Raw genomic sequence first — 14,323 nt, forward strand, 5'->3', positions numbered from 1 at the left:
ACTAAAAAACAAATTATAAACAGATGTATGAGAAGTGAGAGAAAATATTTTAGAATCACTTAAAAATCATACCTTTAAACAATCTGGATATTTATAAGAAAATATCCGATTCTCTATGACAGATTTTAACTTTTTATAACATTAAAAGTTAGACATTCCTTAAATTCAATCATATATTTGTATTGAAAGAACGAGAGTTTTTTCATAGGTTTAGGTTAGGTTAATTAGGTTTAGGAAGAAAAGAGGCTTAGCATTAATTTTTAATGTTTAAGCCTCTTTTTTAATGATACATTCATGTGTTTATAATTTTTCACATAGAATTCGTTTTATCTGTTTGTAAATTGATTTTCAATGGCACCCAAAACCTTGGAACTCGTTCTATCTGTTATCGGACATTTTACAACAAATCGCTGGCATACTATTTGATAGTTAACTATTTAAGTTTTCTCATAGTTTAGGGTTAGGTTGGGTTAAAAACGTCCGGAATGATTTAAGATAATCTCCGGACGTTTTTAGCTAGTACCATTTCTATCGAAAAATATTTCTTCTTTAATCAGAAAATTCAGTGTTTGTTAAATCAATAGCAAGACATACCACATTTTATCATATATCTTTAAGTAAATAATATGAGGACTGATATATTAATTCCTGATATCCTTACTATATTTTTCTGATAACATTCCATTCTTCTTACATCTTATAGAAAAGACATATGTAAAAAATGTCTATAAAATTCACTTTCCCCTTATAGAAAACACATACTCCACAGCACCAAACTACACACTATCTAATTATACTACAATGCTTTGACAAATCACAACACATATCAACGTCAATTCGCAACGGTTATTCAGATAATTCTTCTACCCACTATAATAACGAGAGTGTATAAATTGCAAACAAAAAGTTAACAAGAATTAATCCGAAAAAAATTCATTAAATTTAGTATTGCACACATAAGAAACAGAATAATATCAAAATCGAAAAAAAACCATTCACTGTTTAATTTTAGTAACATAACTATGAAAAAGCAAAATTTAATTAAAATGCTATTCGTTATGAGCCTTTGGAGTTTTGGACTCGCTCTTATGGCACAAGGAAGCATTCTGGTTCAGGGAAAAGTGGAAGACAGCCAAGGGTTTCCGCTACCTGGAGTAAACATTATAGTTAAAGGATCGACAATCGGCACGGTTTCCGATATTAACGGAAACTATCAATTGCAGGTTCCCGACGCAGTAAATGCGGTGCTCGTATTCCGATTCATTGGTTTTGATGAAAGGGAGATAGCAGTAAACAATCAAAGTCAAATAAATGTAGTTCTAACTGAAAGTTTTTTTGGGTTAGACGAAGTAGTGGCAATAGGTTATGGAACGGTTCAGAGAAGAGACATAACTGGTTCGGTTGCTTCTGTTTCGGGTGATGCTCTGCAGGCTATTCCTGTTAGTAATGTAACAGAAGCCATCACCGGAAAATTAGCAGGTGTGCAAATAGCAGCCACAGAAGGATCTCCTGATGCAGAAATCAGAATCAGAGTTAGAGGTGGAGGTTCAATTACAGGCGACAACAGTCCTCTGTTTATTGTTGATGGATTTCCAGTTGAAACCATTTCAGATATTTCACCTTCTGATATTGAGTCCATTGACGTACTAAAAGATGCTTCCTCAACAGCAATTTATGGCTCCAGAGGTGCCAATGGTGTAATAATTGTTACCACAAAACGTGGAAGAGAAGGGAGAATGACTGTCAATTACAATGCCTATACTGCCTGGAAAAGAATCGCCAATACTCTAGATGTTCTTTCACCATATGATTTTACTAAATGGCAATATGAAAGAGCTTTACTGGCAAACGACATGCGTAGATACAACAATATTTACGGAAACTTTCAAGACTTAGATCTTTACCAAGAAGTACAGCCAAACGACTATCAGAATCAGATTTTTGGACGAACAGGCTTTACTTTTAATCATAACGTTAGTTTAACCGGTGGTACTGAAAAAACGACATATGCTTTAAGTTATGCCCACATGTATGACAGAGCCATTATGCAAATGTCCAATTTCAACAGGGACAACCTTTCGTTTAATATGACAAATCGCCCTAACGACAGAATAACAATAGACCTGTCGTTCAGGTATGCCAATACAGAGATAAATGGTGGTGGAGCAAACGAACAAAACGAAGTTTCTTCAGCAGATTCCCGATTAAAGTTTGCTATGATTTATCCTCCATTTCCTGTTTCAGGTTTGACTGATGCAGAGGAAACTGATCCTGATTTCTTATTGACACACCCAATGGAATCATTAAGAGACAATGACAGATATCAAAACCGTGTTGCATATAATCTGAATGCAAGCGTTGCATGGGAAATTATTGACAACCTAACTATTAAATCAGACGTAGGTCTGGATGACTTTAGAAGCGTAGATGATCGTTTCTATGGCCCATCAACTTATTATGTAAAAAATGTTCCATCGGGTGAAAATCAAAACAAGCCAGCGATTGTTTTTAATAAACAATCACGAGAAACATTTAGAAACACCAATACTATAAATTACAATTTCAGGAATATTCTTCCCAGCGATCATAGGGTAAATGTGCTAGCCGGTCAGGAGTATATCATCCGCGAACAAGAATCTCATAATACCGTAGTTCATGGATTCCCATCTACTTTCGGTTTTTCAGAAGCTTCAAAGCTGTCTGCACAGGGATCAGCAAACTCAATTACCAACCATCTATCACCTGACGACATCCTGCTTTCTTTCTTTGGTAGAGCTAATTACGATTACATGGGAAGATACTTATTAAGTGCAACATTCAGAGCAGATGGTTCCTCAAAATTCGGAGATGGAAACAAATGGGGGTATTTTCCATCTGCTGCATTTGCCTGGAGGATTTCTGATGAAATCTTTTTCGAAAACACACGAGATTGGTTAGACGACCTTAAAATCAGGTTCAGCTATGGTACAGCCGGAAACAATAACATCCCATCCGGGCAAATAGTACAATCTATGGCTGTAAGTACAACCACCTGGGTTAATAACTACGACAGTTATTGGGCACCTTCAAGAACTCTTGCTAATCCGGATTTAAAATGGGAGACCACCATTACAAGAAACCTTGGTTTAGATTATACAATGTTAAGAGGTCGAATCAACGGTTCGTTTGAAGCTTATATAAATACAACCCAGGATTTGTTAATGCGTTTCCCGATTCCAGGCACAGGTTATATCGACCAATACAGAAATATGGGTGAGACAGAGAACAGAGGTTTTGAAGCCTCCATAAATTGGGTTGCTATCGATAGGCCAAATTACGGATTTTCAGTTAGTGGAAACATTGGTTTCAATAAAAACGAAATCAAGTCACTTGGATTGATGGAGAACTTTGAACAGTCATCAGGCTGGGCGTCTACTGAAATTCCAGCTGACTATGTGATACAGATTGGAGGTTCCGTAGGGAAAATGTACGGATATATCAGTGATGGACGCTATGAAGTTTCTGACTTTGAAGGATACTTTAACGGTGAATGGGTTCTAAGAGAAGGCGTACCTAACGCAAGCTCAGTAGTAGGCACAATTCGCCCCGGTACCAAGAAACTGCGCAACCTAAATCCTGATGAAGACAACGTGGTAAATCTTGATGACAGAACCATTATTGGAGATGCAAATCCATTGCATACCGGTGGTATCGCACTAAATGCAAGAGCTTATGGTTTTGACTTGTCAGCAGCATTCAACTGGAGCTATGGCAATGATGTATATAATGCAAACAAAGTTGAATATACCTCAACCAGCAAATACCATTCACGTAATATGATTACGATGATGGAAGATGGCAAAAGATGGACCAATCTGCTTCCCGACGGAACGATTAGTAATGATCCGGCTGAATTGGCTGCAATGAATGCTAATACAACCATGTGGTCGCCATATATGCCTCGATTCGTGTTCTCTGACTGGGCCGTAGAAGACGGGTCATTTCTAAGACTTAATACACTGACACTAGGTTACACTCTTCCAAGAGATATAGTAAACAGAGTAAACATTCAAAATTTAAGGTTTTATGTAAGTGGTTATAACTTGTACACCTGGACTAACTATACCGGATTTGATCCTGAAGTATCAACCAGAAGGAGAACGCCATTAACACCAGGAGTAGATTATTCTGCTTATCCAAGAAGCCGTTCAATTGTATTCGGGATGAACCTGAGTTTCTAAATCAACAAAAGGGAGAAATTCATATAATAGAAAAATATTGAAGTATCAATTGACGCTTAAATAAATAATACAATGAAAAAGTTATTTTTTAATATATCAATCATCTTATCACTTGTGTTGGTGATAAGCTCCTGCGATGATACACTGGACACTCCGGCGAAATCATCTCTGGAACCATCAGTGATCTTTTCAGATCCCAGCTTGACAGAAGGAGCTATGGCTGCAATAATCCACTCCTTTGGTGAAACAAACGCCTACAGAGGAAGATTCCTTGGGTTGTATGGTCTCAATACAGACATAGAAGTAAGAAATGGGCTAAGAGACGTTGCGCATGAAGCAGTAAGGCTTACAAATTACAGCACCAACGTAAACAATAGCCAAATGAACACTGAAAACAACGCTTGGGCGATGTTCTATCAGGCTATTGAAAGAGCGAATATTGCAATCGATGGAATTCGCAATTATGGAGATATTGAGAGGAATCCAAGAATGGCTCAATTACTGGGAGAGATGCTTACATTGAGAGCTTTTGTTTATTTGGATCTTATAAAGGGCTGGGGTGATGTTCCTGCCAGATTTGAACCCATATCCACTGAAACACTTTATTTACCTCGCGAAGATCGTGACATCATTTTCATGCAGTTATTAGACGATCTTGAAGAGGCCTCTCAACTTGTAGCCTGGCCTAATGAATCAGCTGCTACGCGGACAACTGAAAGAATTAACAAAGCATTTGTTAAAGGTTTACGAGCTCGCGTTGCTTTAATGGCTGGCGGATATGCCCAACGTATGGATGGAACCATTCGCAGAAGCATATATCAGGAGCTATCTCCGGATAAAATGTACGAAATCGTTAAAAAAGAGTGTCTTGACGTAATCAACAGCGGAACTGCACAACTTGAAACTTTTGAGGGTGTATTCAGATCATTACACCGCGAGGATTTTGTTGCAGGGAGAGAGATCCTTTGGGAAATACCTTTCAGCGAGGGGCGCGGTCGCGTTATCTTTGAGAACGGAGTAAGACACACAAATGCGAACAGATATACTGCACAAGCCAGAGGTGGAACCAACGGCCCCAATCCAATACTGTTTTACAAGTATGACGTAAATGATGTTCGTCGTGACGTTACTTGTATTCCATATGAATGGACAAACGGAATTCAGGTTCCGACCAACAATGGGCGATGGATGTTTGGAAAATACCGTTATGAGTGGCTTTTTGAAGAGGCAGGACGACGGGTAACTTCAACTAACGATGACGGATTAAACTGGTTAGTGATGCGCTATTCTGACATTCTTTTAATGGCAGCTGAAGCCATCAACGCCCTTGACGGGCCACAGGAGGCAGCTCCATATCTAAGAGAGGTTCGTGAGCGTGCATTTCCTGATCACCCAGAACTGGTTGATGAATTTATGACACAGGTAACAACCAGTAAAGACGCATTCTTTAATGCTATTGTTGATGAAAGAGCTCTTGAGTTTGCAGGGGAAATGCTACGTAAACAGGATCTTATCCGTTGGAATATGTTAAGCACCAAGCTTCATGAAGCAAGAGAAAAGCTGATGCAACTTGAAGCTCGTGAAGGGAAATATGCCGACTTACCAGAAAGAATCTATTATGAAACTGCAGAAGATGGCGAAACAGTTATCATTTATGGCTTGAATTATGGTGATACCGACGAAATTGGGCAAAGTCTTGGCTTTGAGTCAAACAAATCATGGGTAATAACCTCATCAACGGAACAATCAGCATTCTGGAACGCACTGTTTTTACGCGACCCCGACTTACAACAGTACTGGCCAATATGGCAAGTGTTTATCGAAACCAGTAACGGAATGCTTAACAATGACGGGTTTAATTTCTAATATTTACGCTTTGGTTGAAAACCAAGGTGGCTGTAATGCCGATCATAAAACATGTTGAAAACAAAGTATTTTGATTTGCAAACAGCAAAAATTAAATGAACCATAAAATCAAAAAATAATGAAGAGATTAGTTAAATTATCCGCATATTTTTTGGGATTAATTGCAATGGCGTCTTTTGGAAGTTGTTCCGACGACATTGATCCCGAAATAACTGAAATAAATGTCAGCCGGTTATTCTCTCCGGTTGACCTGGAAGTTCGAATTATCAATCAAACATCTGCACGATTAAGCTGGAAAGCTGTAAACAAAGCAAGCAGCTATACCGTTGAATTTTTTCAAAATGAAAGTTCAGACATTGAAGAACCGGTATTTTCCGGTTCTCCAACCAAAATAATTGAAGGAATAACATACAGCCAACTACCATACACTGTTCCCGGTTTTGCAGGTGAAACCACATACTCTGTAAGAGTAAAGGCTGTGGGTGAATCCATTTTAGAATCAAAGTGGATTGAAGCATTGTTTACAACCGGTACAGAACAAATTCTGAGTGCAATTGAGCCGGACGACATTGGTGCTACAACATTTATTCTAAGATGGCCTGCAGGGGAAGTAGCTACCAGCGTTGTACTGTTTGATGGAACAACTGAGTTGGTTTTTGAAGTAACACAAGAGCACATTGAAGCAGGTGAAATAACCCTGACCGGGTTGAACAGCGAAACAGGGTATTTCCTTCGCCTGGTAAACAATGGCAGCACAAGAGGAACACATAATTTCACAACATTAATCGATATTGGTGATGCAATATTGGTTGAACCTGGTGATAACCTCAAGGAGATTATTGAGGCAGCCGAAGATGGAGATGTATTTGCAGTAATGCCAGGCGAATATGAAGTTGCTGCAAACATCCATATCAGTAAAACCATTGGAATTATTGCCGTAAGACCATTTGAAAAGCCAGTGATTAATGGTGCGGTATTCAGAATTAGCGGAGGTGCTGGATTTAGACTAAAAGACCTTATTCTTGATGGAGAAACTGCACCTGACGGTAACCAAACCATCATCTATGACGAGGTGCTTGGAGCCGGAGAGACCTATGGAAATGCAATCATTGAAGGTTGTGAAATCAAAAACTACGTTAAAGGAGTCTTTTACGCAAGTAATGCTGTATTAATTGAATCTGTATCAATTACAGGCACCATCTATTCAGACATTGTAACCGAGGGAGGAGATTTCATTGACTTTAGAAATGGCATGACTAAGGTATTTAATTTCAAAAACAACACAGTTTACAACAGCGTAGTAAACCGGGATGTAATAAGAATGGACAATGCTGCTGCTTTCTCAGGGGATAACACCGCCATTATCACCTTAGAGAATAATACTTTCTATAACGTTATCACGCAAGAAGGATCAACAAGAAGGATTCTTTATGTGAGATTGGCGAATCATGAAATCTATGTTCGAAAAAATATTTTTGTAAATATTGTCGGAAACTACTCTAATCAGTCAGCTACTACAGTTGTTGAAATGGATAGAAATAACTATTTCAACGCTCCAAATCTGACCAATGACGAGATTACAGTGCACGATCGTTGGAATTACACAGAATTGAACCCAGGGTTTGCAGATCCTGAAAATGGTAACTTCACGATATCCAACGAAGACCTAATCTTCTACCGTATCGGGGATTCTCGTTGGATTCCATAAATTACCATCAAATTAACCAAATTGAGGGACAACACATGTTGTCCCTCAATTATTCATTATTTAAAGATTGGATATGAAGAAGTTGTTCTTTTTATTGCCAGCAACACTATTATTATTATTATTTATTAGTTGCTCAAAAGAATCAGAGTCTGAAAAAGATGATGATGAAATAATTGGTTTCCCTACACCTGACCGTTCATCCATCCCCGCTTTTCCAGGTGCCGAGGGAGGTGGCATGTACACTACAGGAGGTGCAGGTGGGAGAGTATATACCGTTACATCTCTGGAAGATACTTTTGAAGCTGGCACACTTCGCCATGCCGTTATGCAAAATGAGCCACGTACAATTGTATTTGCAGTAAGTGGAGAAATAAAACTAACCCGCAACCTCAGAATAACCAACGGAAATTTAACCATCGCAGGTCAAACTGCTCCTGGCGATGGAATTACCATAAGAGATTATACAGTAATGGTAGATGCCGATAACGTCATCATCCGCTTTTTACGTTTCAGACTTGGTGATGAAACAGCTACAGAAGATGATGCCATTTGGGGAAGAAGAAGAAAAAATGTAATCATAGATCATTGTTCAATGAGTTGGAGCACTGATGAATGTGCTTCATTCTATGACAACGAAAACTTTACCATGCAGTGGTGCTTGATAGCCGAAAGTCTTAACGAATCGGTACATGACAAAGGGGCACACGGATACGGAGGTTTGTGGGGTGGAAATAACGCCTCATTTCATAACAACCTTCTTGCACACCATAAAAGCCGTAACCCCAGATTTTATGGAGTGCGCGACGGCATCCTGAGCGAAAGAGCTGAAATGATTAACAACGTAATCTATAACTGGGGAGATAATTCTGCCTACGGAGGAGAAGATGGTGAATACAACATCATAAATAACTACTACAAAGCAGGCCCTGCCACCAACAGCCATCGCAGTCGTATTTTTGAAGCGTACAGAGGAACCGATTATGGGCGGTTTTACATATCAGGAAATTACGTGGATGGTTATCCCAATGTATCAGAAAATAATTGGTTTGGCGTTGACCTGAAACATGGAGGCTCACTTAACAACCTGAAAGTAGAAAACCCTTTCGAAATCTATCCCGTAACAATCCGTACGCCAGAGGAAGCTTTCGAACTTGTACTCCAACATGCAGGGATGAGCCTCTCAAGAGATGCTGTTGATACTCGCATCGTTGAAGAGGTAAGAAACGGTACTGCTACATACGGAGGTTCATGGGGCTCAAACACCGGCATTATCGATACACAGGAAGATGTTGGAGGCTGGCCACAATTAGCAACAGCCGATGCGCCTATTGATACCGACGGCGACGGAATACCCGATGAGTGGGAAATTGCAAACGGATTGGATCCAAATGATCCAACCGACGGAAGGAAATACATTTTAAGCCCCAAATACACAAACCTAGAAGTTTATCTTAACAGCATTGTTTTCGAAAAGATCGGCTTTGGTGGAACCGGGATAAAGCAGTAATTATACATCAATTTACATGGCTCCTATATCTGGTAGTATTAAACAATAGAGTAAAATAACAACACTATTTGTGTTGATTATTTGATCTCGCTAAAACTCGCAGAAATGAATTTAAGCACGAAATTGATCCTAACTGTTTTGATCATTATATCGGCATGCTCTGTCTCAAACAGTGAACGAATCAATAAAACACCAGCTTTTCCTGGCGCCGAAGGGGCAGGAAAGTACACAACCGGCGGAAGAGGTGGAATGGTGTACGTAGTTACAAATTTAGAAGATGACGGGCCAGGTAGTTTTAGATATGGTGTTAATCTGCAAGAGCCAAGAATTATTGTGTTTGCCGTATCGGGAAACATCCATCTGAAAAGTCCTCTCAATATCAATCACGGCAATTTGACAATTGCCGGACAATCGGCTCCCGGTGAGGGTATCTGTATAAAAGGGCATGGGCTCCGTATCAACGCAGATAATGTGATATTCAGATATCTGAGAATGCGCCCGGGCGATATCTACCCAATTGAACAAGATGCCCTAACCACCATGCGGCACAAAAACATCATAATAGATCATTGTAGCATGAGTTGGGGAACTGACGAAGTATTTTCTCCATACAACATTGAAAATTTAACCGTGCAATGGTGCATCATCAGCGAAAGCCTCAACGACTCACACCATTCAAAAGGAGAACATGGATATGGAGGCATATGGGGTGGAAATAGAGCAACATTCCATCATAATCTTTTAGCTCATCACAGCAGCAGAAACCCTCGATTTCAGGGTGCACGAAGCCTGGAAAAAGGCCAGCAGGAACTGGTCGAATTTGTAAACAATGTGGTTTACAACTGGGGAAATAAAGCTGCGTACGGAGGAGAAGAAGGACACTATAACATCATAAATAACTATTTTAAACCGGGACCTGCAACAAACAGAAGTGAATTATCAATTATACTTGAACCCTACACTCCTATCGGAAAGTTCTATCTTTCAGGAAATATTGTTTACGGTAATGAAGAAGCCTCAGAAGATAATACTTTGGCAGTTAGCACGCAACGCGGAGGCCCTCTTGATGAACTGATTGTATATGAATCCTTTTCTGTGTCGGATTACCAAATAAGAGATACAGAAACAGCCTTTAAAGCTGTTTTGAAATATGCCGGGGTCAGCAATGTAAGAGATACTGTTGACTCAAGAATTATTAAAGAGGTAAAATATGGTATGGCAACTTTTGGTGAAGGAGGAATCATAAACAGCCAGAACGAAGTTGGAGGATGGCCTGAATTTCAATATTCAGAACCATTATTAGATTCTGATGGAGACGGCATGCCTGATGCATGGGAAATTGCCAACGGTTTGGATCCCAATAACCCCAATGACCATAACCAATACGACTTATGTTCAAAATATACAAACATTGAAGTGTATTTAAATCAACTGGTCGAAAAAAAATAGTCTAGGTTTCATAGGACCCAATGAAAAGGCAGGGAACAACGGTTCCTTGCCTTTTCTTCATAATCAGGAGCTTCGGGGATCGGGATTTAATGGCAATATGGCCATTTTCTCCACTTCGATGGATGGAAAACCAAACTCACTGACCACCTTCCCCTGTATTAAATAAATTCCATTTCCCTGAAAAGGGTACTTTTTAAGTACCGGTGGAAAATGGGTGGTGTCGAAAAACTGCCCGTCATCGTCCAGAAAGGCGGCAAAATGCATCAATTTACGACTCACGGTGCGCACATATTTGATGGTGACCAAACGCCCGGTCATCTTCACTGTTGTTCCCACAAGAGAGGATAAATGGCGTGCTTTTACCTCGCCTCTGAAACGGGTCTGAAGCAAATCAAAGTAGTTCATGGTAACAGGAAAACCCAAAAGTTCTATTTCATCGTAAGCATCCTCAAGTGGCTGTTGTATCAACCGGGGCAGACTGTATTGCGCTTCTTTGGCCGGAAATAACCGTGGGATGGGTTCTTTTATCTTCTCCCGGGTGAGATAAAGATGTGCCTCCCATAACAGTTGCGGCTTGTTTTTACCGGTAAATCGCAGCGCCCCCAAACGAATAAGAAGTACAATCTGCTCACGACCTGCAGCTGTGCGCTCTATAAAGTCTGGCAGACTCACATACTCTCCTCCCCGCTTTCGTTCATCAACAATGCGATGCGCCAATACCTGCTCCAAATCCCGTATGTGCACAAAACCCAGAAAAATATCCTTCCCGTCAATGGAAGTCAGATAGCTGCTCCTGTTCACACAAGACACATGTACCTTCCCACCCCACCGCGCAGCTTCGTGAACGTAAACCCATGTGGCATAAAAACCTCCAAAATTATTAATCACTGCCACCATAAATTCCAGCGGGTAATATGCCTTCAGGTATAAGCTCTGAAAACTCTCCACGGCATAAGAGGCCGAATGTGCCTTGGAAAAAGAGTAACCGGCAAAGGATTCAATCTGGCGCCACACCTCTCCTGTCAATGCATCGTGGTAACCGCGCTCTTTACAGTTGCTGAAAAACTTATCCACAATTCGTTGAAATGCCGCTCTTGAGCGGTATTTACCGCTCATGGCTCGCCTCAGAACATCAGAATCGGCCAAATCGAGTCCGGCAAAATGGTGACACACTTTTATTACATCTTCCTGATAAACCATTACCCCGAAAGTCTCCTTTAACTGCTCCTCCATCACGGGATGCAAATAGTTAAAACCATTGGGATTGTGAAAACGTTCGATGTACTCCCGCATCATTCCCGAACGGGAAACCCCGGGACGAATGATGGAGCTTGCAGCCACCAGAGTGAGATAATTATCGCACCGAAGTTTTATCAATAAGCCACGCGTTGCGGGGCTCTCAATGTAAAAACAGCCATTGGTTTCCCCTTTTCTCAACAACTCTTTTACACGCTCATCGTGTTTAAAACGCTCCACCTGGTGTACATCCACTTTTTCGCCACGGTTTTGTAACACAATGGAGGCACAATCCTTTATGTGTCCAATGCCCCGTTGCGATAAGATATCCAGCTTCTCAAAACCAATATCTTCGGCCACATACATATCAAACTGAGTGGTTGGCAGGCCTTTGGGAGGCAAGTCGAGCGCAGTGTATGCCGTGATGGGTGCATCAGATATTAAAATCCCTCCCGCATGTATGGTTCGCAGGTTTGGAAAATCTTTGAGGTGAGCCGCGATGGAAAAAATCTTTTCAGGCAACTCCTCCCCGGCCGGATTAAATCCCGCGCTGGTCATTCGCTCGAGTTCTTCGGAGGGCAGACCATAAATCTTTCCCAGTTCTCTGATGACAGAACGCTCCTGAAATGTGGAAATGGCTCCCAATAACGCCACATGTTCACGCCCGTATCGTTTAAAAATGTATTGTTGCACATCATCACGTTCACGCCAGGAGTAGTCGATGTCAAAATCGGGAGGAGAGCTGCGTTTGGGGTTCAGAAACCTTTCAAAATAGAGATTAAGCTCAATGGGGTCCACATCGGTAATTTTAAGACAATAAGCCACAACGCTGTTGGCTCCGCTGCCCCGGCCAACATGGTAAAAGCCTCGCGACATGGAGTAACGAATAATATCCCAGGTGATTAAAAAGTAAGCGGCAAAACCAAGTTTACTAATAATGTCCAACTCCTTTCTGATGCGCTCACGCGCTTCGGAATGATTGGGTCCATAACGAAATTCCATACCATCCAAGGCCAGCTGTTCCAGAAGTTTTTCGTCATCGGAACGGCTGCCTGTGTAGCTTTGTTTGTTTTTAACCGTTTTAAAATCAAAATCGAAAGAACACCGTTTTAAAAAATCACAGGTATTTTTCCATATCACAGGATAATGATTGAATGCCGCTTTTAGTCGTTCTGCCGATACAGGCCAGTCATACCTCGAAGCCATATCTTCTTCGGTAATCCGGCTCAAAAGCCGGTTACCATCCACTGCCCTCAAATGGCGATGAACCTCAAATCCTGTACAGGAAGCAAACACTACCGGCTGCCATACCAATAATTTATGCATCTGTCGCGACAAGGGCGAAGTCAGAAGCCTGTTCAACTGAAAGTGTCTGATTCCCACAAATTCGTTTTCACGCAAAACAACCGGAACAAAACCATGAAACGGATAAACCACAAAAGCATTTTGAAAAGCGGGAGCAACATCCGGCAAGGGTTGCTGCGACAGTCTATGAGAAGTTAAAAAGCGGTTAAGTTCACCAAAGCCAGTGAAATTACGTGCAATACCTGTATAAAGCAAGCGTCCGTTCTTGTGAAATTCCAATCCCACCAAAGGCGTTATTCCCGCCGCCCGGCAAGCCGCAACAAAATCAAACACCCCCGACGTACTGTTAATATCAGTAAGCACCAACACCTCTGCTCCGGCTGCAACAGCACGCTGCACCAGTTCCTGAGGCGATAAAACTCCGTAACGGAGGCTGTGATATGTATGACAATTTAGAAACATAAGGAAAAAGGGAAAACGGAAAACGGAAAACGGAAGGGTAACAAGGTGACAGGGTGGGAAAGGAGAATCGGTGACAGGAAGTTTTAGGTTTAAAGTTTTAGGTTCAATGTTTAACACAAACCCTCAACTTTAAACTTATAACTTTAAACCTCGAACATTAAACTTTACCGCCCTGAAAGCAGAACTCTAACCGCACAACTCATTTTCACAAGAACCATAAACCATCAACCCTAAACTCCCAAACTTTAAGTAACTGTTTAAATAATTTTTCAAACTTTATTATAGGCTATAATTTTCATACGAATGGTTTACTAATTTAACTTATGCACGTAATGATTAGAAGCAATGGGATGGGATTGGATTCATATAGTGATAAAATATTTAGATGTCAGGGCTACGCCCCTTGTGTATTATCAAATAATTATTTTCTACGAAGATTACAGGGCTAACGCCCCTTAATCATCTTAATAAAATAATTGGTATAGGCGCTTAGACCGCCCAATATTTTTTTTAATGCTACTTTAGTAGCATGAATGAACGAAATAAATTTAAAGGCGTGAACTCAATTAA

General features: G+C 40.6%; 6 protein-coding genes. 5 read left to right on the plus strand and 1 reads right to left on the minus strand.

All coding sequences use genetic code 11. The annotated features are described in order from the left end of the window. Positions 1 to 1,046 precede the first annotated feature (1,046 nt). The 5 genes from B5X70_RS14585 to B5X70_RS14605 all read left to right on the plus strand — a co-directional run bounded on the left by B5X70_RS14585 (position 1,047) and on the right by B5X70_RS14605 (position 10,750). Entirely contained in the window at positions 1,047 to 4,220 is a 3,174-nt protein-coding gene (locus tag B5X70_RS14585; protein ID WP_234995085.1) for a SusC/RagA family TonB-linked outer membrane protein, read from the plus strand. A 72-nt stretch (positions 4,221 to 4,292) separates the two neighbouring features. After that, the gene (locus B5X70_RS14590) at positions 4,293 to 6,086 is read left to right on the plus strand and encodes a RagB/SusD family nutrient uptake outer membrane protein (RefSeq protein WP_079558646.1); all 1,794 of its coding nucleotides are present in this window, start codon (positions 4,293 to 4,295) and stop codon (positions 6,084 to 6,086) included. Positions 6,087 to 6,204: 118 nt separating this feature from the next. Then, positions 6,205 to 7,794: a DUF4957 domain-containing protein gene (locus B5X70_RS14595; protein WP_079558647.1), complete on the plus strand. Its 1,590-nt coding sequence runs from the start codon at positions 6,205 to 6,207 to the stop codon at positions 7,792 to 7,794. Positions 7,795 to 7,867: 73 nt separating this feature from the next. Further along, complete coding sequence (locus B5X70_RS14600; protein WP_079558648.1) at positions 7,868 to 9,301, plus strand: pectate lyase; 1,434 nt, start codon at positions 7,868 to 7,870, stop codon at positions 9,299 to 9,301. A 105-nt stretch (positions 9,302 to 9,406) separates the two neighbouring features. Beyond that, positions 9,407 to 10,750: a pectate lyase gene (locus B5X70_RS14605; RefSeq protein WP_079558649.1), complete on the plus strand. Its 1,344-nt coding sequence runs from the start codon at positions 9,407 to 9,409 to the stop codon at positions 10,748 to 10,750. 63 nt (positions 10,751 to 10,813) lie between these two features. Here B5X70_RS14605 and B5X70_RS14610 read toward each other — a convergent pair whose 3' ends face one another. After that, positions 10,814 to 13,870: a DNA polymerase III subunit alpha gene (locus tag B5X70_RS14610; protein ID WP_232468359.1), complete on the minus strand. Its 3,057-nt coding sequence runs from the start codon at positions 13,868 to 13,870 to the stop codon at positions 10,814 to 10,816. Positions 13,871 to 14,323 lie beyond the last annotated feature (453 nt).

Origin of the sequence: Alkalitalea saponilacus (assembly GCF_900168165.1) — a bacterium.
In the GTDB taxonomy this organism is placed as follows: Bacteria; Bacteroidota; Bacteroidia; order Bacteroidales; family Marinilabiliaceae; genus Natronoflexus; species Natronoflexus saponilacus.

Bases quoted from the DNA above. Each gene is read 5' to 3' on its own strand.
- B5X70_RS14605 (WP_079558649.1), top strand. From the start codon at position 9,407: ATGAATTTAAGCACGAAATTGATCCTAACTGTTTTGATCATTATATCG.
- B5X70_RS14590 (WP_079558646.1), top strand. From the start codon at position 4,293: ATGAAAAAGTTATTTTTTAATATATCAATCATCTTATCACTTGTGTTG.
- B5X70_RS14600 (WP_079558648.1), top strand. From the start codon at position 7,868: ATGAAGAAGTTGTTCTTTTTATTGCCAGCAACACTATTATTATTATTA.
- B5X70_RS14585 (WP_234995085.1), top strand. From the start codon at position 1,047: ATGCTATTCGTTATGAGCCTTTGGAGTTTTGGACTCGCTCTTATGGCA.
- B5X70_RS14595 (WP_079558647.1), top strand. From the start codon at position 6,205: ATGAAGAGATTAGTTAAATTATCCGCATATTTTTTGGGATTAATTGCA.